Source organism: Corallococcus sp. CA047B (genome assembly GCF_003612065.1).
In the GTDB taxonomy this organism is placed as follows: domain Bacteria; phylum Myxococcota; class Myxococcia; order Myxococcales; family Myxococcaceae; genus Corallococcus; species Corallococcus praedator.
Map to the genome: position 1 here is coordinate 1 of NZ_RAWD01000052.1, position 24,699 is coordinate 24,699.

At 67.4% G+C, this 24,699-nt stretch carries 19 protein-coding genes; 14 read left to right on the forward strand and 5 right to left on the reverse strand.

What is annotated here, in order from left to right; all coding sequences use genetic code 11:
• Window positions 1–176 precede the first annotated feature (176 nt).
• Entirely contained in the window at window positions 177–638 is a 462-nt protein-coding gene (locus D7X74_RS11395) for a M48 family metallopeptidase (protein WP_199733002.1), read from the forward strand.
• Here the strand turns inward: D7X74_RS11395 and D7X74_RS11400 are convergent.
• Complete coding sequence (locus D7X74_RS11400) at window positions 635–2,044, reverse strand: sigma-54 dependent transcriptional regulator (protein ID WP_120532964.1); 1,410 nt, start codon at window positions 2,042–2,044, stop codon at window positions 635–637. The two genes, D7X74_RS11395 and D7X74_RS11400, sit on opposite strands and share 4 nt — an antisense overlap.
• Before the next feature lie 26 nt (window positions 2,045–2,070).
• On the reverse strand, window positions 2,071–4,176 hold the full coding sequence (locus D7X74_RS11405; protein ID WP_233602059.1) for an ATP-binding protein: 2,106 nt from the start codon (window positions 4,174–4,176) through the stop codon (window positions 2,071–2,073).
• A gap of 110 nt (window positions 4,177–4,286) precedes the next feature.
• On the opposite strand from D7X74_RS11405, the gene D7X74_RS11410 reads away from it, so the two are divergent.
• The 7 genes from D7X74_RS11410 (at window position 4,287) to D7X74_RS11440 (ending at window position 13,265) form a co-directional block, all read left to right on the forward strand.
• A complete protein-coding gene (locus D7X74_RS11410) occupies window positions 4,287–6,782 on the forward strand; it encodes a transglycosylase SLT domain-containing protein (RefSeq protein ID WP_120532965.1) in 2,496 nt (831 codons plus the stop codon).
• A gap of 81 nt (window positions 6,783–6,863) precedes the next feature.
• A complete protein-coding gene (locus D7X74_RS11415) occupies window positions 6,864–8,309 on the forward strand; it encodes a hypothetical protein (protein ID WP_120532966.1) in 1,446 nt (481 codons plus the stop codon).
• Between the two features lie 79 nt (window positions 8,310–8,388).
• Window positions 8,389–8,802, forward strand: coding sequence for an MAPEG family protein (locus tag D7X74_RS11420; protein ID WP_158622217.1), 414 nt, complete (start codon window positions 8,389–8,391; stop codon window positions 8,800–8,802).
• 154 nt (window positions 8,803–8,956) lie between these two features.
• On the forward strand, window positions 8,957–10,438 hold the full coding sequence (locus D7X74_RS11425) for a hypothetical protein (protein WP_147446546.1): 1,482 nt from the start codon (window positions 8,957–8,959) through the stop codon (window positions 10,436–10,438).
• 176 nt (window positions 10,439–10,614) lie between these two features.
• On the forward strand, window positions 10,615–11,766 hold the full coding sequence (locus D7X74_RS11430) for a hypothetical protein (protein ID WP_120532969.1): 1,152 nt from the start codon (window positions 10,615–10,617) through the stop codon (window positions 11,764–11,766).
• Between the two features lie 16 nt (window positions 11,767–11,782).
• Window positions 11,783–12,817 carry a serine/threonine-protein kinase gene (locus tag D7X74_RS11435; protein WP_370450741.1) on the forward strand — a complete coding sequence of 345 codons (1,035 nt, stop codon included), beginning with the start codon at window positions 11,783–11,785 and terminating at the stop codon, window positions 12,815–12,817.
• 67 nt (window positions 12,818–12,884) lie between these two features.
• On the forward strand, window positions 12,885–13,265 hold the full coding sequence (locus D7X74_RS11440) for a VOC family protein (protein WP_120532970.1): 381 nt from the start codon (window positions 12,885–12,887) through the stop codon (window positions 13,263–13,265).
• A gap of 183 nt (window positions 13,266–13,448) precedes the next feature.
• Here the strand turns inward: D7X74_RS11440 and D7X74_RS11445 are convergent, their stop codons facing one another.
• A complete protein-coding gene (locus tag D7X74_RS11445; protein WP_158622218.1) occupies window positions 13,449–14,699 on the reverse strand; it encodes an RNA-directed DNA polymerase in 1,251 nt (416 codons plus the stop codon).
• 522 nt (window positions 14,700–15,221) lie between these two features.
• Between D7X74_RS11445 and selA the strand changes: the two genes are divergently transcribed.
• The 6 genes from selA (at window position 15,222) to D7X74_RS11475 (ending at window position 21,556) form a co-directional block, all read left to right on the forward strand.
• Window positions 15,222–16,604, forward strand: coding sequence for an L-seryl-tRNA(Sec) selenium transferase (gene selA / locus D7X74_RS11450; RefSeq protein WP_233602060.1), 1,383 nt, complete (start codon window positions 15,222–15,224; stop codon window positions 16,602–16,604).
• The gene (locus tag D7X74_RS11455) at window positions 16,601–17,194 is read left to right on the forward strand and encodes an HNH endonuclease (RefSeq protein ID WP_120532972.1); all 594 of its coding nucleotides are present in this window, start codon (window positions 16,601–16,603) and stop codon (window positions 17,192–17,194) included. The genes selA and D7X74_RS11455 overlap by 4 nt, the downstream gene beginning before the upstream one ends.
• 123 nt (window positions 17,195–17,317) lie before the next feature.
• Entirely contained in the window at window positions 17,318–18,382 is a 1,065-nt protein-coding gene (locus tag D7X74_RS11460) for a P-loop NTPase (protein ID WP_120532973.1), read from the forward strand.
• Window positions 18,379–20,193 (forward strand): helix-turn-helix domain-containing protein, encoded by a 1,815-nt coding sequence (locus tag D7X74_RS11465; protein WP_120532974.1) that lies wholly within the window; start codon window positions 18,379–18,381, stop codon window positions 20,191–20,193. Before D7X74_RS11460 ends, D7X74_RS11465 begins: the two co-directional genes overlap by 4 nt.
• A 77-nt stretch (window positions 20,194–20,270) precedes the next feature.
• Entirely contained in the window at window positions 20,271–20,534 is a 264-nt protein-coding gene (locus tag D7X74_RS11470) for a hypothetical protein (RefSeq protein ID WP_120532975.1), read from the forward strand.
• An 11-nt stretch (window positions 20,535–20,545) separates the two neighbouring features.
• Complete coding sequence (locus tag D7X74_RS11475) at window positions 20,546–21,556, forward strand: RluA family pseudouridine synthase (protein ID WP_120532976.1); 1,011 nt, start codon at window positions 20,546–20,548, stop codon at window positions 21,554–21,556.
• On the opposite strand, the gene D7X74_RS11480 is transcribed toward D7X74_RS11475, so the two are convergent.
• On the reverse strand, window positions 21,537–22,847 hold the full coding sequence (locus D7X74_RS11480) for an HD-GYP domain-containing protein (protein ID WP_120532977.1): 1,311 nt from the start codon (window positions 22,845–22,847) through the stop codon (window positions 21,537–21,539). The genes D7X74_RS11475 and D7X74_RS11480 overlap by 20 nt on opposite strands.
• Window positions 22,848–22,851: 4 nt before the next feature.
• Window positions 22,852–24,627 (reverse strand): HEAT repeat domain-containing protein, encoded by a 1,776-nt coding sequence (locus D7X74_RS11485; RefSeq protein ID WP_120532978.1) that lies wholly within the window; start codon window positions 24,625–24,627, stop codon window positions 22,852–22,854.
• Window positions 24,628–24,699: the final 72 nt, after the last annotated feature.

The window sequence follows — 24,699 nt, forward strand, 5'->3', positions numbered from 1 at the left end:
GGTGGAGGCCGTGCCGGAGGTCTGCGGGGGGCGGACGGGCTTGTTGCCGATGATCATGGGGGACCCTGGAGTGAAGACTTATCGATTTCTCGCGGATCGCCTGCCCAAAGTTGCGGACGCTGCTCCAAAGTCGCGCAGAATGAGACAACGCGCCGCGTGGTGCACTGGAGGATGCCGTGGGAAGTGACCTGTACCGCCAGGGAATCGACCAACTGAATGCCGGCAACACCGCCGAGGCCCAACGACTCCTGGAGGAGGCGAGGAAGCAGGCGCCCGACTCCGTGGAGGTCCTGCACGGCCTCGCGCTGGTGCTGGATGCCAAGGGGGAGCGGGCCGCGTCCGTGGCCCTGCTGAAGGAAGCGCTCCAGCGCGACCCCACGGCGCCGGGGCCGGCCTGTGACCTGGCCATGTTCCACCTGGAGCATCAGGAGGACGAACAGGCCGTGCGGATCCTCACGCCGGTGCTGGCGGCGTCCCCGGACCATCCGCAGGCGAACCTGGCCATGGCCATGGCCCTGGCGAAGACGGAGGCGGTCCGCGCGCGCACCTTCACGGCGCGGGCGATGAAGACCTCCGACGCGGAAGCGCGCGCGCAGGCGGAGGAGCTGGACAAGGTGCTCGCGAAGCACGTGGCCTAGGACGGCTCGCCGCGCTTGAAGTCCTCCGTGCGCACGCCGTAGCGCTTGAGCAGGCGGTGCAGGCTCTCGCGCTCCATGCCCGCGCGCTCGGCGGCGTGGGTGACGTTGCCGGAGAACTCCTGCATCAGCGCGGTGAGGTAGTCGCGCGAGACGGCGTCGCGCACCTCATCCACCGCCTCGCGGTAGGGCCGCTTCGCCAGCGCTTGCGTCGGGAGCGCCCCCGGCGTCACGGCGGGGCGCACCGGGGCGGACTCCGGGGGCAGGTCCTCCGGGGTGATGCGCGGCCCGGTCGCCATCGCCGCCGCGCGCGCCACCGCGTTCTGCAATTGCCGCACGTTGCCCGGCCAGGGCGCGGCGGTGAGCACCTGGAGCGCCTCCGGCGTGAAGCCCTCCAGCTCCGGCCGGCGCGCGGTGGACAGGAAGTGCATCGCCAGGAGCGGGATGTCCTCGCGCCGCTCGCGCAAGGAGGGCATCCGCACCGTCACGCCGTCCAGCCGGTAGTAGAGGTCCTCGCGGAAGCGCCCCTGCGCCACCTCCGCCGCGAGGTCCCGGTGCGTCGCGGCCACCACGCGCACGTCCACCGTCACCGGCGTGGTGGTGCCCACGCGGCGCACCTCCTTCTCCTGCAGCGCACGGTTGAGCTTCACCTGCACCGGCAGCGGCAGGTCGCCCACTTCATCCAGGAAGAGCGTCCCGCCGTGGGCCTCCTCGAAGAGCCCGGCCTTCGCGCCCGTCGCGCCCGTGAAGGCCCCCTTCGCGTGACCGAACAGTTCGCTCTCCACCAGGTCCGCGGGCAGCGCGCCGCAGTTCACCGCGACGAAGGGCTTGTCCCTGCGCGGGCTCTCCCGGTGCAGCGCGCGGGCGGCCAGCTCCTTGCCCGTGCCCGTCTCCCCGGTGAGCACGACGGTCAGGTCGCGCGCCGCCACCTGCGCGAGCAGCGCGTGCGTCTTCCGGAGCGCGGGACTGGTGCCGCGCAGGCCGTGGAAGTCCGGCATGCGCGAGGCCCGGGCCTGGAGCCCCGCCGCGTCCTTCTTCTGACGGCGGCGCTCCAGCGCGCGCGCCACCACCAGCGCCACCTCGTCCGGATCAAAGGGCTTGGACAGGTAGTCGTAGGCGCCCTGCTTGATGGCCTCCACCGCCTTGGGGACGCTCGCGTAGGCGGTGACGAGCACCACCTCCGTGTCCGGCGCGCTCTGCTTCACCTCGCGCAGCACCGTGAAGCCGTCCGCGCCCGGCATCTGGATGTCCGTCACCACCACGTCGAACGCGCGCGAGGCCAGCAGGGCCAGCGCCCGCGCTCCGTCCGGCGCCGTCGTCACCGCGTACGCGTCGCCCAGGATGCGCGCGAACAGCTTGAGCATGTTCTCCTTGTCGTCCACCACGAGGACCTCGGGCCTCGCGTCCATCGCCCCTCCACGTGCCTCCGGCAGGCTCATGCCGCTGCCTCCTGTTCCCGCGAGGGCGCGGGCAGCGACAGCGTGAAGCGCGCGCCGCCCAGGGGCCCCACGTCCACATCGATGTGGCCGCCGTGCGCCTCCGCGATGGCCTGGCTCACCGCGAGCCCCAGCCCCGTGCCCTTCTGCTTCGTCGTGAAGAAGGGCACGAAGATGTGCGGCTGTTGATCCACCGGGATGCCCGGGCCGTTGTCGGTGACGCGCACCTCCACGAACTCGCCGGCCGCGCTGCGGAAGTCCCCGAAGCGCTCCGGCTTCTCCGTGCGCACCGTGATGCAGCCCTTCTGCGAGCCCATCGCCTGCACCGCGTTCTGCACCAGGTTGATGAGCACCTGCTTGAGCTGCTCCGCGTCGCCGTCCGCGCGCGGCAGCCTCAGGTCCAGCTCCACCGCCAGCTCCGCCGAGGCCGGCATGTCGTTCTGGATGAGCCGCATCGTGCGCGTCACCACCTCGTTGAGGTCGGTGGGCCCGAAGCTCTGCTTGAGCGGCCGCGAGTAGTCCAGGAAGGCCGTCACCACGCCGTTGAGCCGGTTGACCTCCTCGACAATCACGTCCAGGAACTCGCCGTCCTCGCCCGGCAGCTTCTTGGGGTCCAGGCACTGCGCCGCGCCCTTGATGGCGCCCAGCGGGTTCCTGATTTCATGCGCCAGACCCGCCGCCATCTCACCCAGCGCCGCCAGACGGTCGCGCTCGCGGATCTTCTCGTACAGCTTGGAGTTCTCCAGCACCGTCGCCATCCGCTCGGAGACCTCCAGGATGAGGGCGATCTCATCGGACGCGTACGCCTCCGGCACCCGCTCATCCCAGAGGTTCAGGAACCCGATGACCCGATCATTGCTCATCAGGGGCACGCTGATGCCCGCGCGCATCTGGAGCAGCGCCGCGCGCGTGTCGTTGAGCCGCTTCAGCTCATCGCGGAAGCGCTTGCCCTCCACCGCCTGCACCCGCATCACGGAGATGCGGCGCTCCACGTTCTCCAGCAGCACCGCCTTCTGCCCGCTCGCCACCGCGAACAGCACGCCGCGAGCGGCCGCCGTGTCCAGCAGCGGCACGGGCAGGGGGCCTCGCGAGTCCAGCAGCCGGTAGCCGGGCCGGTCCTCCGCCATCAGGTACACCGACGCGTGCGTCACGCGCCCCGTCTCGTGCAGCGCGTCCAGCACCACGCGCGCCAGTTCGGAGATTTCAATGACCGCGGTCATCCGCACGCGCAGGGCGCCCAGCGTGCCCAGCAGGGCGAAGCGTTCGCGGAAGAAGATGCGCACCACCATCTCCTCCACCTTGGCGCGCAGCGGATCCAACAGGATGAGGATGACGAACGCGGCCACCACCGTGTTGAAGACGAACAGCGACGTGTTCTCGTCCACCCACGCGGTGAGCACCGTGAAGACCGCGGCCAGGATGATGGCCAGCACCGTCTGCGAGGCGATCTTCCCCAGGAGCTCGTGCAGGTCCATCAGCCGCAGCCGCAACAGCGTCTGCGCGAGGAAGAACAGGTAGAGCGTCGCGAAGACGGGGCCCAGCGTGGGGAAGGGGATGTCGTAGCGGGAGAGGTAGTCCAGGCCGGAGAACAGCACCGCCGCGCCCGCGCCGATGGCCAGGTACGCCAGCCGGAACTGCTCGATGCGCGACTCCGTCGTCCGCACCCGGTGCACCAGCAGCGACACGGAGGTGAACAGGGCCCCCAGCACCCAGGTCCCCATCGCCACCCGCGCCCATGCTTTGTCCGCCAACGGCGTGACGGCGACGGTGAGCCCCAGCACGGCGGACAGGAGGGCGAGCCGCCGACCGACCAGATGGGTGCCTTTGCTGACGCCCAGGAACTCGAGGAAGAAGGAGACCGCCGCCCCGGGCACCAGGGAGACGACGAGCACCGTGGACCCGAGTGCGATGCGTGACACCCAGGGGTAGTCCTGGGCAGGAAAGATGCTGTGGAAGAAGAGGCTGAGGTAGTACCCGGCGACCGTCAGCGTGAAGACGGAGTAGAGGGTGAGCACCCGTGGACGGCCGGGGCGCAACAACATGGACACGCCCAGCGCCAGGCCGATGATGGAAGCAAGCAGTGCGCTCTGTGTGCGGATATCCATGTGCAGGCGGACAGTCTAACCTCTGACGGGGGCTGGAAATTTTCCATGTGCCCCCAGTTGTCCTCGGGCGTGCCCGAGCGCATCACCCAGGGTCCCCGAGGCCCCCGCGAATGAAAGTCTCCCTCCAGCATCTCGCCCTCCTCGCCTCCGCGGCCCTCCTGTCCGCGCAGGCTCCTGCCCCCACCGTCTCCACCGCGCCCCCGGCCGCTGCGACGCAGGCCGCCACGCCGCCGGCCGTGACGCCGGCGCAGCAGGCTCCGGCCACGGTCCCGACAGGGCTCGCGGGCGCGGCGTCCACGGACGACACGGATCAGGCGCCCACGACGCGCACGGACAGCGCGCCGTCGGAGGCGCAGCTCTCGCCGCCGCCTGACGCGGACAAGGCCCCGCTGCCGGGGGGCTACGTGCAGGTGCTCAACCCGGCGTTCCCCGGCCTCGCGCCGCCCACGCCGGTGGTGCACCGGGGCCGCCGCTACGGGCTGGAGGACCTGACGCCGTACTTCGGCGAGGGCAAGAAGAAGGACGCGAAGGACGCGTTCGACAAGGGCCAGTACGCCAAGGCGCGCACGCTGCTGGAGGGCGAGGGCGACAGCCCTCCGGTGCGCTACCTGCGCGCGCTGTCGGCGGTGCGTGCCGGGGATGACAAGGCCGCGGCGACGGAGATGGCGGCGCTGGCCAACGACTACCCGGCGCTGAAGGACCGCTGCCTCACGCACGCGGGCGTGGCGCTGGAGTCCCAGGGCCGGCTGGACGACGCGGCGGCCAGCTTCAAGCAGGTGCCGGCGGACTCGCGGATGTACGTGGACGCGCGCCTGGGGCTGGCCCGCGTGCTGCGCAAGAAGAAGGACTACGACGGCGCCATGGAGGCGCTGACGCCGCTGACCCTGCGCGCGATGACGGGCTGGGGCCGCAACGTGGGCGCCGAGGCGCTCATCGCCACGGCGGACCTCGCGGTGGAGAAGAAGGACCGCAACGCGGAGCGCGCCGCGCTCTGGCGCCTGTGGGCAAGCCAGCCTTTGTCGCCCATCGTCAAGCAGGTGGAGAAGCGCCTCAAGGGGCAGACGCCGCCGCTGGACGCGAAGGTGGGCCGCGCGGAGGCGCTCATCGAAGCGCACCGCAACAAGCAGGGCCTGGCCATCCTGGAGCCGCTCTTGCCGTCGCTGAAGCTGCCGGACGCGCTGGCGTGCAAGGCGCACTTCGCCTTCGGCAAGGGCCAGCGCAAGGAGCGCCAGCACACGCGGGCCATCCAGGTGCTGACGCCCGTGGTGGAGCAGTGCAAGGACCGCGACCTGCTGGCGCGCGCGCTGTACGTGCTGGGCTCGTCGCGCTCCATCGTGGATCAGGCGCGCGGCACGGAGACGTACGAGCGGCTGGCGCGCGAGTTCCCGGACCACTCGTTCGCGGACGACGCGCTCTTCTACGCGGCGGACCTGTACGTGAAGACGTCCCGGCCCAAGGAGGCGATGGCGCGGCTGGACGAGCTGGCGCGGCTGTACCCCAAGGGCGACTTCCTGGGTGAAGCGCTGTTCAAGGCGTTCTGGGTGGCGCGCACGTCGAAGGCGGAGGACGGGGGCTTCTCCTTCCTGGACCGCATCGAGGCGCAGTTCGCCACCGCGGACGAGTCCTACGACGTGGAGCGCGCGCGGTACTGGCGGGCCCGCACGCTGGAGGAGCGCGGCAACATCCAGGGCGCCGCGGAGCTGATGGAGCAGCTCGCGGTGGAGCACCCGGCCACCTACTACGGGCTGATGGCGCGCTCGAAGCTGGGGGAGCTGGACAAGCCCCGGCTGGAGCGCGTGTCGGCGTCCATCTTCGAGGTGCCGGAGTCCGCCAGCCCCTGGCCGATGTTCGCCGGGCCCATGGGGGAGGATCCGCACTTCCGCGCGGGCGTGGAGCTGCTGCGCCTGGGCTTCCCGGACTCGGTGTCCTCGGAGCTGATGCTGGTCAACCGCTCCAGCCAGCCGCCGGAGTCCATGCGCCTGTTGGTGATGGTGTTGTCGCAGTCCGGGGATGCGCGCTCGGCGCACGCCATCGCGCGGCTCGCGCTGCGCAAGGACCTGAGCGGCCGCATCACCGCGCAGACGCGGCCGGTGTGGGAGGTGGCCTATCCCAATGCCTTCCGCGACCTCATCGAGAAGCACACCGTGCCCGCGGGCGTGGAGCCGGACCTGCTCCAGGCGCTGATGCGCGAGGAGAGCGCGTTGGACCCCAAGGCCCTCTCCTGGGCCGGCGCCATGGGCCTCACGCAGTTGATGCCGGCGACGGCGAAGGGCGTGGCGCGCGACCTGAAGGTGAAGAAGTTCACCGTGGAATCGCTGCTCCAGCCGGAGCTCAACATCCGCTTCGGCGCGCACTACCTGGGCGGGCTCATCAAACAGTTCAAGGGGCACACGCCCTACGCGGTGGGCAGCTACAACGCGGGCTCCGGCGCGGTGAACCGGTGGCGCTCGGCCAACCCGGACCTGGCGCTGGATGCGTGGGTGGAGGAGATCCCCATCGCGGAGACGCGCGGCTACATCAAGCGCGTGCTGCGCTCCTACAACACGTACCAGCTGCTCTACGGTCGCGTGCCCAAGGTGCCGGTGATGCCCAGCGCATCGCGTTAAAGTGCGGAATCCAGGCTGAAGCCTGAATTCGAGCATTCTTCATGGAGGGAGATGGGCGGGCCGTGATTTCCTCGGCCGCCCATGAACCCACTTCCGAAGAGAGTCGGTCCCTTCGTCGTCCTGGCGGTGATGCTGACGGGCCTGTGCTGGCCCGCGCTGGCCGCGGCGCAGAGCTGGTCGCTGACGAAGGAGCAGCGCCAGGCGTTCCTGCGCTACTACGCGCCGCTCATCTTCAAGCGCGCGAACGCGAACGACGGCCGGCACGGCTACGACTGGCTGACGAACTTCGACTTCGACCAGGACGGGGACTTCTCCAACAACAAGCTGCACTGGAAGCAGATCCCCCAGTACGTGGACGCGTCGCGCGCGGGGCCGAGCGCCTTCGACAGGTGGCGCATCCGGCCCACGCTCTACACGTCGCTCATCGAATACATGGACGGGGGGAAGAACCTCATCCTTGTGTATCACCTGTATCACGCGCTGGATAAGAACGCGGCGGGCGACTACCAGCTCCACGACTGGGAGCGGGTGGAGCTGCAGGTGAAGAACGTGGTGGGCAACCCGGGCAGCGGGGAGTCCGTGGCGTACGCGGTGGTGACGCAGCACAAGCGCAACGTGGTGCGCCGGCAGGGCAGCACGGACCTCCAGTTCATGCAGACGGGCACGGGCAGCCACCTGCTCATCTGGCAGGCGGAGTGGTCCGACAAGCTGCTGGCGGCGCACGGCCAGGAGCTGCGCTTCGTCACCGAGCCGTACTCCTTCTTCGCGGGCCGGATGGCGACGGGCGGGAAGGCGGAGGCGGACGTGAACAACGACGACGGCCGCAAGAAGCTGCACATCGCGTTCGTGCCGGAGGACGACGCGGCGGCGGTGGCGGCGTTCAACGCGCAGCCGGTGCGGTACGCGACGGCGGACGCGCTGGCCACCCGCTACGACAACGGGAGCACGGCCAACTGGCCCGCCGTGAAGCGGGTGACGTACGAGCTGCAGGACATCGCGGACATCCTGCCCACGCACTGGGAGCAGGGCGGCTACGCGACGCACTGGCTGCCCTCCGCGTCGGAGACCTTCCTGCTGGAGAGCCCCATCGTGAACGAGGCGGGACAGGCGGAGGTGGGCCCGGGGCTGCAGCGCTTCTTCACGAAGACGCGCGACATCGAGAACGAGGACGACCGCGAGGGCTACCCGTCGAAGAAGTGGTTCTTCGGCACGTTCGAGCTCAACGACAAGGCGTCGGACACGGGCGGCGGCGGGTCCAGTGTCTTCCACGACAGGTCCTGGTCCAGCACGGTGGTGGACTCGCGGGGCCAGACGCGGGCGAGCGCCAGCGGGTACGCGGCTTCGACGAATGCGTACTGGTGGCAGCACGACTACTTCGTGCACACGGGCGTGACGGATTCGTCGGACGGCGTGGAGCAGGGCTTCTGGCTGCCCGGCGCGTGGTACCTGCCGGCCAACGGCGGGTTCGACGGACGGTGGGTGCAGCTGTTCGACGACCGTCCGGGCGTGGAGTCCGGCGTCCGCTGAAGCCGGGGGCGTGACATGGGCCTCCACGACGGGCTGGGAACGGCTACGGTCCGCGCCTCTTGTCGTGGAGGAACACCCCTTGACGAATCCCTTGCTGGGGACGCACCTGTTCGCGGTCCCCGTGACGGCGCTCTACGCCGCCTTCAATCTCTTTCTCACGGTGGGGCTCAGCATCAACGTCAGCCGGGTGCGCGGCAGGTACAACCTGTGGCGGGGCGATGGAGGACACGCCGACCTCATCGCCGCCATCCGCGCGCACGGCAACAACGTGGAGAACGTGCCCCTGGCGCTCCTGCTGCTGCTGGTGACGGAGCTGTGCGGCGGCAACTCGATGGCGCTCCATGCGTTTGGCGGCGCGCTGCTCGTCGCGCGGGGAGCACATGCGTTCGGGCTGATCGCCGCCAGCCGCGTCCAGATGGTGGGATCGCTGATGACGCTCGGGGTCCAGCTGGGACTCGCCGGGTACATGCTCTGGCTGCGGCCCTGGGGTTGAGTCCTTCCTGACACGACGGGCCCGTGCGCCGTGCTCGCGGCGCAGTGGGCCCGGCGTGAAGCGGACCGTTGTGCCAGGTCGTGGTGTCCGGCGTCGTGTCATGGAACCCTGATTGCTGGTCCGGACGTCACGCATGGACTGGAGGCAGGGCGACATGAATCAAAGACAGCGGGCGGCGCTCCATCAATTCCTCGCGGGGCTGGGGCGGACGCTGGACCCGAACACGCCGTTGTCCAAGCAGCAACTGGTCAGCCAGTTCAACGTCGCCCAGGCGAGCGCGAACCAGCCGCCCATCAGCGAACGGGACGCGGACATCGACATGCTGTTCCGCAAGACGGTCCAGGACGTGGTCCGGGGCCGGAGCGCCCTGATGGGGCCCGGGGCGGAGAGCCACCACGACGTGATGATGAACTCGTGCTGGAAGGTGGCCTTCGAGAGCGCGCTCGCGGCCGTCCTGTTCCGCAACAAGGCGTTCTTCAAGGAGAACGTCCTGAGGGCGCTCGCCACCCTCAAGCCCATCGTCCTGGGAAGCCTTCGTGCGAAGGCTTCCGATACGGACAAGGCGCTCTTCCAGTGCTTCCAGGGCGATGCGAACGCCGTGCAGGCGTACAACGCCCGGAAGCTGAACAATGGGCCCATCGCGTATCCCATCGTGACGGACACGAACGTCAAGGTCATCCCGGATGCCCAGGTGGTGCCGTACTACGAGCGGGTGTTCCTGCCGGAGAACTACGAGAACTTCTTCGAGGAACAGCTCACCGCCATCTACAACTTTGGCGACTTCGTGACGCGTCCGCACAAGTTCGCGCCCAAGCCGTCCGCCTCCGCTGTTGCCCCGGTCGCGAAGCTCACGCCGGAGGGCCTCCGGTTCACGGGCAGTGACACGACCTGGCTCATCAGCCACATGATGGAGGACTGGGCGAAGTACAAGCTGGCGGGCAAGCCGGGCTGGTTCGATCCCGTCAAGGAGGGCAACCCCTCGGTTTCGCGGCAGGAGCGGCAGCACACCGGGCCTGGCCACTCGCTGACCGTGCACACCAACTACAGCGGAAAGTACGGCGGTGTCTGGGCGGTCCAGGGCAACCGCACCATCGACGTCTCCAATCCCTACCTCGGGTATGTGGAGGACATGTTGATTCCTCCCTTCTTCAACACCACGGGTGTGGGGTTGTGGCGCCCCATGGACAGCACCGGGAATGCCCTGGATGAGGCGTCGGTGGCGATGCACCGGCTGGACATGCCGATGATTGGCGGCATTTCCGGAGGCATGGGCACCTACCTCATCACCCTGAAGTGGGCGGGGCACAATGCGAAGCGGGAGGACCTGCTCAAGTGCTTCTACGCCGCGTACTCCGTCATGATCACCAAGGGTTATCACTCCTTCCACGAGGTCGCCGTCGTCGGGGAGAGCGTGAACCTCTGGTACAACGGCGGTGACTACCTGAGCCTGCTTCCGGATGCATGGGTCCATGAGCTGCCCGACCTGGAGGAGCTGGTCGGCCGCTTCCAGGAGTTGCTGGGCGCGAACCAGGGCCGGAGCGAGCGGAACACCCTGGTTTTCACGAAGTATCACGACTCCGCGGAGCCCGTTCCCTTCCCGAAGCGCCACATCGGCATCTCGAAGGAAGCCCCTTGAGGGCGGTCTCCGGATTGGGGACTCGTCTGGTCCTCATTGACTGAGGGGAGGGCAGCGAGAAGCGAGGCTCATGTCGCTGTCCGCTGCGCCTGGATTCAGGCAGTCGGGGTGGACGCGGGCTGATAGGCTCTGGGGGCAGTCCTCCCCCCTCTCGTTTGCGTGAAGGACAACACGCCATGAGCCACAGCGACGTTCCCGCCCCGAATCCACCTTCCGACCTCAACCGCACCGCCGTGGAAATCGCCCCCGAGACCTTCTGGGTCGGGAAGCGCGAGCCCGGCGGCATCTTCTTCGCCAACCCGTACCTGCGGCGCTTTCGCGGCACGGACGTGCGCACGAAGAAACCCTCCGAGTTCAACCTCCTCATCGACCCCGGGTCGAGCAGCGACTTCTCCACCATCCACACCAAGGTGGTGTCGTTGATTGGGGGCATGGACCGGCTGTCCGCGCTCTTCGTGAACCACCAGGATCCGGACGTGGGCTCGTCGGCGGCGATCATCTCCGCGCGCTATTCGCCGCGCGCGAGCATCCTGTGCTCGGAGGACACGTGGCGGCTCATCGTCCACTTCAACCTGCCGCGCAACCGCTTCATCCCCACGGAGAAGTTCTCCAACGGGTTGAGCGTGCCCACGGGGCACAAGCTGCTGCCGGTGCCGTCGCCCTTCTGCCACTTCCGGGGCGCGGTGATGCTCTATGACCCGCACACGCGCGTGCTCTTCACCGGGGACCTGTTCGGTGGGCTCACGGACTCCAAGGCGCAGGGCCTGTGGGCGGAGGAGTCCGACTGGACGGGCATCCGGGCGTTCCATCAGATCTACATGCCGGTGAACTCGGCGCTGGTGCGCGCGGTGGCGGCCATTCGCAAGCTCACGCCCGCGGTGGAGATGATCGCCCCGCAGCACGGCCGCGTCATCCGGGGCAAGCTGGTGCAGCAGTTCCTGGAGCGCATGGAGCGGCTCCAGGTGGGCCTGGACATCATCGATGAGGCGCAGGACCGCTCGTTCCTCCAGGCCTGGAACACGGTGGTGGACCGGGTGCTGGCGGTGGCACGCGGCTACCTGGGGGACTCCGTGGAGGCCAAGCTCAACGCGAGCGACCAGCTGTCGGACACGGCCCGGTTCAATGGCAAGCGGCTGGAAGTGCACCGGATGGGCAAGTGGACCCTGGAGCACGTGGTGGATGTCCTCTGCCAGGGCGAGCCGCAGGAGATTTCAGGCCCCATCCTGGTGGAGGCCACCATCGCCGCCGCTGAATACAACCTGCCCACGCCGCACCTGGACATCGAGGGCACCGGTGCGCCGGCCCCCGTCTCCCTGCTGGAGTCTTGAGAGGGGAGGGAGCTTGGTGCGTTTGAAGGATGAGGACTCCGGGGGTGTGACGTACCTGAGCGCGGAGAAGCTGGACGCGCAGGGGTATCCACGGCCCGAGAGGACGCCGGTGTCGGACGGGACGGAGGCGACGTTCCATCAGGTGACGCCGCCGATGTCCCCGATGGGCACGTTGATTCAAGGCGCGGTGACGCCGCCTGGGCCCGCGGCCCTGGGACTGGTTCCAGGGCAGGTGGTGGCGGAGCGCTACCGGGTGGAGAAGTGGCTGGGCGTGGGAGGCACGTCGACGGTGTACCAGGCGCTGGACCTGAAGAAGGGGCAGCGTGTGGCGCTGAAGGTGCTGGCGGTGCCCCACGCGGACGAGGCGATGGTGACGCGCTTCCGGCAGGAGGTGGAGCACGCCCGGGCGCTGGAGCACGTCAACATCCTGCATGTCTTCGACGTGGGCTGGGACGGGGAGCGGCACTACCTGACGGTGGAGTTATTGGAGGGCAGGGACCTGCGGCAGTTGCTGCTCGAAGGGCGTCCCACGTTGGCCAGTGCCCTGCGGTGGCTGACGCACGCCACCGTGGCGCTGGAGCATGCGCATGCGCACGGGGTGCTGCACCGGGATGTGAAGCCCGGGAACCTCTTCATCACGCGCACCGGGGTGCTGAAGCTGATGGACTTCGGGCTCGCGAAGAGCACGCATGTGGTGGGCGCCACGGCGCAGGGCGCGACGCTGGGCACGCCGGAGTACATGGCGCCGGAGCAGGTGATGGGGACGGGCGTGTCACCGGCCACGGACCTGTATGCGCTGGGCGTGGTGGCGTATGAGCTGTTCACGGGGCAGTTGCCGTTCCGCCACGCGCAGCCCGTGCCGCTGATGTTCCTGCACGTCCAGGAGGCACCGGCGCCGCTCCGGAAGCTGCGTCCGGACCTGCCGGAGTCCTTCGAACAGCTCGTGCTGCGATTGATACAGAAGCGGCCCGAGGACCGTTTCCCCAGTGCGACGGGCCTGCGCGCCGCGTTGGCGGAGCTGTGGCCGCAGGCGCTCAAGCAGACAGGGTGAGTGCCCGCACTCTGGGCATCCCTTGAGATGCGATGGTATGGATGGGGGCTCTTTGGGGGCTCCATCCATGACCGTCCGTTTCAATCACACCGTTGTTGCCGCGAAGGACAAGGTGCGCTCCGCGAACTTCCTCGCGGAGCTGCTGGGGCTTCCGGAGCCCCAGCCTGCCGGGTACTTCCTGGCGGTCAAGCTGGCCGACGGAGTGACGCTCGACTACGCGCAGTCCGAAAACGACTTTCCCGGCCAGCACTACGCCTTCCTCGTGTCGGACGACGTGTTCGATTCGCTGATCGCCAAGATCCGTGAGCGCGGGATCCAGCACTGGGCCGACCCGCGCGGTCAGCGCTCCGGTGAAATCAACACCCACGATGGCGGCCGAGGGGTGTACTTCCAGGACCCCTCAGGCCACTACATGGAAGCCATCACCGTGCCCTACGGCGGATATTGAGAAAACTAAGAAGCTTCGGGTGTGGCTTGTATTTGAATTGATTATCGCAGGTGCCCTGCTTTGACGATCGAACGTCGAGTGTGTCTTTGAATGTCAGTGATGACGAACGTTGCGAATGTAGTTGCTCGGCTTGGCGTCTGGCGAATTTGAATTTATACCTATGTGTTGGTTTTTATCTGTGTTTCATGTGTCCTCGTACCCGACACGGTTGATTATGAGTTGGGGAGAAGTGAATTCGGTTTCTTTGTTGTGCTTTCCAATCTTCTCGACCGGAATGTAGAACGATACTTCGGCTGACTTGAGGAAATTGAAATGCGCATTTTTGATGATGTGTGCCTTTCCTCCTTTTAGGAGTTTTTTAATCCCGGCTTCGTACGACAAAAGCCAGTGGTTCCCGGCAAGAGCTGCTGGGTCCATCAGGCTTTCCCACCAAGCAGTTTCTTTGGGCGCTTCTAAGTTCTCTCGATGAATCAAGTCCAGAGCTAGTATTCCGATGAAAGAGTCTTGGATTTTCTGGACCGATCGGGCGGCTGAGCTATTTAGGCGGATGTCGAATCGCAAGGCACCCCAGAGACTCCAGAGCACTTCGCTACCATGTCCTTGTGGCGCATGTCGGACGATTTGATCGGATAGCAGTCGTGCTAATCCTGTTTTGTCGAGCGTGCATCCTGCGCGAAAATGATTCTCGATGATCTCTAGTACGTAGCTGAGAATTCCAGGCTCGGCGTTGACGGATTGAAATAGAAGGGATTCGAGTAGGTCCCACGTTTCTGTTACTGGCGCCTCGTAGCGAATTCGCCCAACTGCGTACTTTATGATTGATTCGTCTGGATGTAGGGCTGCTAGTCGAAATACAAGATCAAAATAATGTATTATGCTTGCGCGAGCCCTTTTGCCTTTAGTGATCAGCTTGAACTGGCTGATTTCAGTTGCCCATGGTGATTCTAGGCTTAGTGGTAGCTCTAAGATTCGTGTTTTCTTGGGATTCAGCGTTAGCTCCCAGTCCCCCAGTATTTGTTGCAGTTGTGCGAGGCCTTTTTCGGCGCGAGAGAGGTTGGTGAATGACATCTCCCAGTCGTCGACGAATCGATATGCGCCTGCATAATCTATGTCCTCGTCTACCTGGAGATCGATTGAGGACATTAGGATTTCTGCCAATGCCAGGGATGAATCAGGGCCAATGGGGATTCCAATGCTCTGGCGGTCTTGGCCGCTGCGAACTAGCTCATCAAGGATGTTTCCGGTGAGGGTGCTGTTAGATTGATTCTTTTTTGCTGTTGCCTTTCCATGGAGTGCCCAGGGAATGGAGTGAGTGTAAAGTGAGTGGTAAAATTGAGAGATATCGGCCTGTAGGATGTAGCGGCCTCGTCTGCGATATTGAACTCGATGTTCGGGTAGCTGGCTGAATCCTGTCTCTGTCTCTAATGCGCGCACTTTTCCGGCAACGGGCTTGCTACGCGACAGGGGTGATGTGTGAATGTGTGAGCTTATTGAGGGCCAGTGCTTGTCGAGGGCGGAGGCGAGCGCGAAATAGGAGACAGGGTGCGGTATTGAGAGGCGCCTTCTTAGTGTGCCGGCTCTTGCTAGGTTGTGGTGCGCTGATCGTAGGATTGGTGGTTTGGTTGTGGATTGAATCCATACTTGGGGTAGATTGCCTGGTTGGGCTGTTAAAGCGTTTGCGAATAGGCGGGTTGAGAAGCATTCTGGTAGTTCTCGGGGGAAGTAGCCACGCCCGAGTATGTTGTTGAGTAGGTTAGATTGGTTGGTTTCGTTTTGTGGCGGTTGGTTTTTCTTGGCTGCTGTAGTCATGGGTAGGTGTCCGGCGGGGATTAGGGCTGTCGCTTGCGAAGAGTTATTTTGAATGAGCTGCTCAGGACGGATACGTAGATGTCCGTTTGCCGCTATTCTACTGCGGCTGTCAGCATAGCTGATGTGCTTTGCTCTATGGGAGCTGCGATGACCCCCTCGGAAGGGAAGAACGCGCTGTTGCGCAACCTTCCCTCCATCGAACAACTCCTGCGGCGGCCGTCGCTGGAACCCCGGCTCGCGAACCTTCCTCATGCGCGTGCGGTGGCGGCCCTGCGGCTCGCCGTCGAACGCGTGCGTGCGCGCCTGTTGGACGGTGACGCGCGGCCCTTCGAGGACGCGGACGTGGAGGCCGCGCTCGCGTCCCTGGCCACGCCGAACCTTCGGCCGGTTCGCAATGCCACCGGCGTCGTGCTGCACACGAACCTGGGCCGCGCGCCGCTCGCTCCCGAAGCCGTGGAGCGCGTCGTCGCCGTCGCGCGGGGCTACTCCAACCTGGAATACGACCTGGACGAAGGAGAGCGCGGCAGCCGGTACGCGCCCCTCGTGGGCCTCCTGCGCACGCTCACGGGCGCGGAGGATGCGCTCGTGGTCAACAACTGCGCGGGCGCCGTGCTGCTCGTCCTCGCCGCGCTCGCCTCCGGCCGTGAGTGCGTCGTGTCACGCGGGGAGCTCGTCGAAATCGGCGGCGGCTTCCGCGTGCCGGACGTCATGCGTCAGTCCGGCGCGAAGCTCGTGGAAGTGGGCACCACCAACCGCACCCGCCGCGCGGACTACGCCAATGCCCTGAGCCCTGACACCGGCCTCATCGTGAAGGTGCACCGCTCCAACTTCGCCCTCGTCGGCTTCACGGAAGAGGCTTCCCTCGCGGAACTCACCGAGTTGGGCCGGGCCCGCGGCGTGCCCGTGTTCCAGGACCTGGGCTCTGGAGCGCTCGTGCCCCTGGTCGGGCCGGGGCTCACACCGGAGCCCACGGTGGGGCACGCCATCAGCGCCGGCGCGGATGTGGTAGCGTTCTCTGGCGACAAGCTTCTGGGTGGACCGCAGGCCGGCGTCATCGTGGGCCGGAAGGACCTGCTCCAGCGCATTAAATCCCACCCGCTCACACGCGCATTGCGTGTCGACAAGATGACGGTCGCCGCGCTGGAAGCGACGCTCGAGCTGTACCGGGATGGCCGCCCCGAAGCGGTTCCCACGCAAAGCCTGCTCGTCCAGCAGCCAGAGGTGTTGAGCGCCCGGGCTGACCGCTTGTTGAGTTTGCTCAAAGCGCACGGTGTCACAGCACGGGCGGTGTCCGTGGATGGACAGGTGGGAGGGGGGGCCATGCCGTTGGCCCGGTTGCCTTCCTACGCTTGCAGCCTCACCGTTGGAGCGCCGGAAGTATTCCTGGAACGTCTGCGCAGCGGCGAGGTGCCGGTTATTGGCAGGATCGCGGATGGCGAGGTGGTTCTCGACGTCCGGTGTCTCTCAGAGGAGGACCTGGGTGTGGTCGCGCAATCCGTGGCGGCCGCCCGTTCGGGAAGCCAGCCATGATCAACAGCGCCGTGCTCGTGCTCAACCGGTACTATCAACCGGTTCATGTGACGTCGGTAAAACGGGCGTTCTCACTGCTGTATCAGGGCGTCGCGAAGGCCATTGACGCGCAGTACCGCTTGTACGAGTTCGAAGATTGGGCCGCCCTGAGCGCCACGCAGGACAGCATCACCACCATCGACCGCACCATCCGCGTGCCCCGCGTGCTCGTGCTCGGCGCGTATGACCACCTGCCCCGCGCGAAGGTGCGCTTCTCGCGCCTCAACATCTACGCGCGTGACAACGACACCTGCCAGTACTGCTCCAAGCAGCTTCCTCGCAGCGAGCTGAACCTGGACCACGTGAACCCGCGCACCCAGGGCGGAAAGACCACCTGGGAGAACGTGGTGTGCTCCTGTGTCCCCTGCAACTTGAAGAAGGGCGGTCGAACACCGGAACAGGCCGGGATGCGGTTGCTCAAGAAGCCCGTGCGCCCGCGCTGGACGCCGCTGTTCCGTGGCGCCATCCGCAAGGTCACGTACCGGGAGTGGCTGCCGTTCCTGCACCTGGCGGACATCTCGTACTGGAACGTCGAACTGCTCGACGAGTGACACCGACCGGCCCTCCGGTCGCCTGCCCCCCGACCCTCCGGGCGTCGGGGCGCGGGCGGAGTACCGTGCTGAGAGAGGTCGCGAAATGGCGGGGTGTCGACTCGGGCGGTAGGACGGGTTTTGATGCGAGCCTCCGTGAAGCCCGCCCCCTTGTCGCCCCCCGGATCCGCTCCCGCCTCGTTGGCCAGCGCGCCGGCGCGCCCCTTGAGTGCCGTGGAGCCTGACGCCGTGGCTTCATCGGGTCCCGCCGGACTGGCGCGTCGGGCCCGCTCCCGCCGGATCATCGCGGTGGGCGGCGGCAAGGGCGGCATCGGCAAGTCGATGGTGTCCGCGAACCTGGGCGTCGCGCTCGCGCAGGCCGGCCACAAGGTGCTGCTGGTGGACGCGGACCTGGGCGGGGCCAACCTGCACACGTGCCTGGGCGTCGGGCCTCCGGAGTCCACGCTGTCGGACTTCCTGCGGCGCGGGAAGGGGAACCTGGAAGAGGTGATGGTCTCCACCGGCGTGCCGGGGCTGTCGCTCATCGCTGGCGCGCAGGACTCGCTGGACGCGGCGAACCTCAAGTACGCGCAGAAGCAGAAGCTGTTGCGCACGCTGCTCGCGCAGACGGCGGACTACCTCATCCTGGACCTGGGCGCGGGCACCAGCTTCAACACGCTGGATTTCTTCCTGCTCGCGGACCACGGCCTGCTGGTGGTGCTGCCGGAGCCCACGTCGGTGGAGAACGCGTACCGCTTCGTCAAGGCGGCCTTCTTCCGCAAGCTCCAGCAGGTGGAGGCGCAGTACGGCATCCAGGACCTGGTGGAGGGAGCGCTGTCTACCCGTGAGGGTGGGTTGCGGACGCTGCATGACGTGGTCGCGCAGGTGCGCAAGAAGGCGCCCTCGGACGCGGAGCGGCTGGAGCGGGAGCTGGCCTCGTTCCGGGTGCGGCTGGTGGTGAACCAGGCGCGCACCGACGCGGATGCCAACGTGGGCGCCGCGATGGTGGCCGCCTGGAAGAAGTTCTTTGGCATCGACATGGATGATCTGGGCGCGCTGCGATACGACGACGAAGCGTGGCGTGCGGTGCGCAAGCGCAAGCCGGTGCTCATCGAGCGCCCCGACTCGCCCGTGTCCCTGGGTCTCCAGCGCATCGCCACGCGTCTGCTGTCGCTCGACGGCCTTTCCTCCGAGTCCGCAATCCCATGAAGCCCTTCGCGCAGCAGACCTACTACGAGCTCCTGGAGGTCCCGCCCTCGGCGTCCGACGACGACATCCGCGCGGCCCATCAGCGCCTGATGGAGCTGTATTCGCCGGACTCCATCGCGGTGTACGCGCTGGGCGACCCGGAGCAGGTGGATGCGCTGCGCGAGAAGATGACCGAAGCGATGGAGATGCTCACGGACGCGGACCTGCGCGTCGAGTATGACCGTTCGCTGGGGCTGTCGACGGAGCGGCTCGCGAAGGCGACCGTGGCGTCGGGGGCCGTGGAGAAGGCGGACTCGGCCGCTCGGGTCGCGGAGGCCCTGGCGACGGCCGCTGCCGCGCTGGCGAAGGCCGCGGGCGCCGTGGATGCCGAAAGGGTGGAGGCGGAGTCGCGACTGAAGGCCGTGGCATCCGTGAATGAAGAGGAGGCCCCGCGCGCGAGCGGGACGCCCGGAAAGAGCGAGGAGCGGATGCGGGGTGAGGAGTCGAAGCGGCAGGAGGCCCCAGGGGAGGACGCGTCCGGCGTGACCCCCGAGCCGGTGATGGTGGGTGGCGTGGCGGTGGTGGATGCGTTCCGCGCGTCGTTCACCCGGAGCCTGTCGTTCGTCTACGTCCCCGCCGGTCCGCTGCGCGGGCAGGGCAGGGGGGCTTCGGCTCCGGTGCCCGTGGAGACGAGCCCCCGGGCTTCGTCACAAGCCGATGCGGTACTGGCCTCGGAAGCCCCGGCCGCGAACGCTGTCGAAGCCGCGCCCGCCGTCGCGAGCATTGAAGCGGGCAGCGCCGCCGCCTCGAAGCCTGATGATTCCGGTTCGGACCGTACGGACGCCGCTGCCTCGACGCCCGGTGCTTCCGGCTCTGAGCGCGCGGGCGCCGCTGCCTCGACTCCGGCTGCTCCTGAGCCGCTCCGCGAGCACGCGCCAGCGGCCCCCACGTCGGAGCAGGCGGACGGGGCGGTCTCTTCGGCCGCCGGTTCCACGGCGGATCATCCGGAGGCTGCCGTCCCGGTGACGACCGCTTCCGCTTCGGACCCTGCGGTGGCCTCCGCCACTCCGGTGTCGGACCGCCCGGAAGCCCCGGCCACGGCGGACGCGTCGTCGGTCGCCCCGGTGACGCCTCCGAACTCCGGCACGCCCACCGAAGCCAGCGCCACGTCCGCTTCGACTGATTCCACCCAGCCGGAAACCCCGGCCGTCGACAGCGCTCCCATCGCCGCCGCCCCGGCCTCGGGGGAGTCGGATCCGAACCCCATCCCGGACGCCCGCGCCCCGAGCACCCCCGACGCGACCCCGGAGGTCTCCTCCACCGCCCTGTCGCGGACGCCGGCCACCGGGGCCTCGCGTGCCGCCGTGCGCCCCCTCACGGCGCGCCCCATCGACGCGCGTCCCTCCGCGAACACCCGTCCCGTCCCGGGGGCGAAGATCCCCGTCCCCCGGAAGCTGGGGGAGGCCCAGGTGCTGGCCCAGGACGCGGCCATCGCGACCGCGGAGTCCGCGCTGGCGCAGGTGGCCGCCCGGGTCAAGGAGGCCCGCCCCCGGGGTGTGGACATCCCGGCGGACGCCGAGTTCAACGGCGAACTGCTGCGCCGCGTGCGCGAGGCCCGGAGCCTGTCCATCCAGCAGCTCGCCGACCGCACCCGCATCTCCGTGCGTCACCTGGAGAACGTGGAGGCGGACCGCTACACCGCGCTGCCCCCGCCCGTGTACCTGCGCGGCATCCTGATGAACCTCGCCCGCGAGCTGGGCCTGGACCCCCTGCGCGTGTCCAAGAGCTACCTGGCGCTGTTCTCCGAGAAACCCCCCAAGTCGGGCCGCTGACCTGGAGGGCGGCCCTCCGTCACGCCGCGCATCAGGAAAGTTGACTCGCAGGGGGTGGGTGCCTAAGTAATGGCACGATGACGGAAGAGGAAAAGGTCAAGGCGATGCGTCTGGCCCGCGCGATCGCCTCGGATATCTCGCTCTACAACGAGCAGAAGATCATCAAGGGCATCGAGCAGGACAACCTCTTCGAGGTCCTCAAGGAGGAGCTGGAGGAGGGGCGTGCGCTCTACAAGAGCCGCGTCAGCCAGGAGATCAGCACCCAGGCGAACTTCTTCGAGCGCGCCGTCAACGACATCGTCCTGCGCTCCAAGGCGCACGTGAAGTCGAAGATCTGGTAGTCACCCGCTCCGTGGCCTCACCCGACACGCGCGAGCACTTGGCCCTCCCCGAAGCCCGGGGAGAGCGCCTGGATCAGTACCTGGCCCGCGCGTTCCCGGACCTCACCCGCTCCCGCCTCCAGGGCCTCATCGCCGACGGCCACGTGCTGTCCGACGGCAAGCCCGGCAGGGTGGCGCAGCGCCTGCGCGGAGGGGAACGGCTCTCCGTCCACATCCCCGCGCCCGTCGCCGCCATCCCCCAGGCCGAAGCGCTGCCCCTGTCCGTGCTGCACGAGGACCGCGACCTCGTCGTCGTGGACAAGGCCGCCGGCATGGTGGTGCACCCCGGCGCGGGCCACGCCTCCGGCACGCTGGTCAACGCGCTCCTGCACCGCGTGAAGGACCTGGCCGGCGTGGGCGGGGAGCTGCGCCCAGGCATCGTGCACCGGCTGGACAAGGACACCACCGGCTGCCTCGTCGTCGCCAAGCACGAGCAGGCCCTGGTGGCCCTCCAGAAGTCCTTCAAGACGCGCGAGGTCCAGAAGACGTACCTGGCGCTGGTGCACGGCGTGCCCCAGGCGGAAGGCCGCATCGAGACGCTCTACGGCCGCCACCCCATCCACCGCCAGCGCTTCACCGGCAAGGTGAAGGAGGGCAAGCCCGCCATCACCCTGTACCGCGTGATCGAGGCCTTCGAGGGCGCCGCCCTGGTGGAGGTGGACCTGCTCACCGGCCGCACGCATCAGATCCGCGTGCACCTGGCCGAGGCCGGTCACCCGCTGCTCTGTGACGCGCTCTACGGTGCGGGCCGCAAGGCCAAGGGCGCGGTGGCGGAGGTGCAGGAGCTGCTGGGCCGTCAGGCGCTGCACGCCTGGCGCCTGGCCTTCGAGCACCCGCGCACCCACAAGCCCCTGTCGCTGGAGGCCCCCCTGCCGGAGGACTTCACGAAGGCGCTGGCGCTGCTGCGGGAGGCGGGCGTTCCCGCCGGGCCCCCCACCGCGAAGAAGGCCCCGGCGAAGGCGACTAGATCCCGGAAACGCTGATCTGCTGCTGGCGGCGGGAGAGCACCTTGATGGGCTGGATGGCCATCACCCGCATGAAGACGGACAAGAGCTCCGGGTCGAACTTCTGGCGCATCTCCGTCCACATCAGCATCAGCGCGACCTCCGGGCCGTAGGCATCCCGGTACGGCCGGCGCGAGGTGAGCGCGTCGTAGGCGTCGCAGATGGCGATGAGCTTCGCGTACACCCCCAGGTTCGTCTTGGGGATGATCATCTGGATGTTGCCGCGCGCGTCGCGCACCGCGGTGCCGTAGTCCGTCTTGTGCTCGAACGTCGTCACCACGCGCAACAGCGTGGAGCGGCTGAAGCCCTTCTCCATCAGGATGTTGCGCACGCTGATGAGGGGCGCGCGCGCCACGGTGACCTTCTCATCCGCGGTGAGCGCGCCGCGCTTGGTGGACAGCTCCTCCGGCAGCGTCGTCATGCCCGCGTCGTGGAAGAGCGCGATGTAGCCCAGGTCGCGCAGCTGCGGCTTCGTCAGGCCCAGCTCCGCGCCGAACACGATGCACATCAGCGCGACGTTGACCTGGTGGTAGACGAGGTAGTCGTCCTCACGCTTCTGCGTCGTCATGCCCAGGAAGTGGGTGCGCTGGTCGTAGGAGATGTCCACGAAGTCCTGCACCAGCCGCAGCGCGCGCGATGAGCCGATGGGCTTTCCCGCGCGCACCGACTCCAGGTACTTCTGCAGGAAGAACACCGCGCGGGCGTACACGGTCATGGCGTACTTCTTCCGGTCGACCTTCTGGTCGCCCGGGTTGTCCATGTCCTTGTTCAGCTTCTCCTTGAGCTTGGAGAACTTCGCCACGCGCATGTTGAGCAGCTTGCGCCCCTGGAGGCCGTCCTCCTCCGCGGCGGTGGACTGCTCCTTGCTGAAGATCCAGACGAAGTTCTTCAGCTCCTGCACCGTGACGGGCTTGGTCAGCGTGATGCCGCCCACGTCCTTGGCGCGCATCTCCGACAAGAGGTAGCGCTGGTTCTCGATGGAGTTCAGGTCCACCTTCACCAGCATGCCGTTGAGGTAGAAGGAGTCCTTGACGCCCGCCAGTTCCAGCCGGCCTTCCTTGCCGATGATCTGGTTGATGATGTCCTGGAGCTGGTGCAGCGGCTTCTCGAAGACCGCGTTCTCCGGGTCATACATCTTCACGGAGCGCACGAGCATGTAGAGGCCCGCGAGCATGGAGCGCGAGAGGCCCTGGAGCTTCTCGTTGTGCTCGCGGCCGTACTCGTTGACGTTCTCTTCCTGGTTGTGACTGATCTTCAGGTTGTCGGCCATGGCGTCACGTCGTCTCTTCCGGAAGCGCCGAGTCCCCGAAGAGGGCCTTGCGCGTCTGATACATCGCCTTGCGGGCGGCGGTGAGGACGTCCAGCGGCTGGGACTTGTCCTCCACCACGGCCTGCAACAACTTGTAGGACTGGATGGAGCCCGCGCCGCCCAGGCCGTGGATGGCCAGGAACTTGTCCTCCATCACCCGGCGCTTGTTGAGCAGCGACGGCTTCACCGCCAGCAGCTGCTGCATCATGGACAGCGCGGCGGGCAGGTTGGTGGCCCCGATGGCCGCGTACACCGCCGCCTTCTCATCCGACGTCTTCTTGTCCCAGCCCGGGTCCCTCACCAGCTTCACCAGGTCCGGGAAGGCCTTGTCACGGTCGAACTCCGGCAGCAGCTTCGCGGCCAGCATGCGCACCTGGGAGACGCTGTCGTTGAGCGCGTCGTAGATGATGCGCCGCGCCTCCGCCGTGCGCCCGCGCCCGATGATCTGCAGCACCTCCAGCTTGACGACGAGGTTGGGGCTCTTGAGCACCTGGGCGAACATCTTCACCCGGTCCGGGTGGTTGCTCTTCTCCAGGATGTAGACCATGTCGCGCACCGTCTGCGGCCGGTCCGACAGCAGTCGCGCCACGAAGGGCTCCGGCAGGTCGCGAGCGAAGCCGCCCAGCACGTCGCACAGGAGCGCGCGGTTCTCCGGCAGCTCAATCGTCTCCAGCACGTTGAGCAGCGGCAGCACCGAGTCCACGCCCAGCGCCTGCAGGTAGCGCGTCACGTCCTGGGGCTGCTTCGCGCGCGTCGTCTTGAGCGATTCACCCACCCGGCTCAGGCGCTGCTCCTCGCCCATCTTGTGGAGGAACGACGACAGCAGGCGCGCCAGGTCGTCGCCTCCGTCGGCGCGCTGGGACAGCGCGCGCAGCTTGAGGACGATCTGGTTCACCGTGCCGAAGTCGTCCTGGAGCAGCAGCATGTCCAACAGCTGCAGGAAGATCTCCTCCAGCAGGACCGCGTCGTCCACGCCGCCTTCCACCACCTGGAACACCGCGCCCACCAGCTTGGGGAACAGCCGCGCGTTCTCCTCCTCGGTGATGTCCTTCTGCAGCCGGGCCTTCAGGTCGTCCGTCGCGTGCCGGCCGCCCACGACGAGGCCGCGGATCTGCTCCACGCCGTCCAGCTTCGCGTCCAGGTCCTCCGCGGACACGCGCGCGAAGCGCAGGAAGTCATCCGAGTTCGTCTGGAGGCGGGAGTAGAGGTAGCCCACCACCTTGTCCACCTCCACCTGGACCTCGTCCTCGTTGGCTCCCTCCATGGAGAAGCCTTCCACGACCACGTACTCCACCTGCTGCATGCCCGCGCGCCACAGCTGCGCGAGCACGTCCTCCGCGCCGCGCTCCGGCTCCGACAGCGCGATGAGCGTGAGCGTGACCAACTCTTCCAGCGGCAGCCCCGGCCGGAAGATGAGCTGGCGGATGCCGTCGCGGAAGAACTTGTAGGGGAGCGACGACTCCTCGGTGAAGAGCGCCTCGTTGTGGAGCGTGAAGTTCTGCTGCTCCACCTTCAACGACAGCGGGCCGAACTTCTCCGTGTACGCGGAGATGGCCTCCTGCGCCTTGGCGAGGAACTCCGGGAAGCGCGCCTCGTTGTGGCGGTACATGCCGATCTGCTTGATGCCCTTGAGCAGGTGGAACGCGAACGTGCGCGCAAGCTCCACCTTCTCGCGGACTTCGGGGGACTGCTCCGCCTCGGCGCTCGCGTTCGCGTCCGTGACTTTCTGGGGCTGGGCCATGAGAGACGTCCATCCTACTCCCGTCCCAGGCCCCGTCCCAATCCCAGAACCGTCCAGAATCCAGGGGTTTGG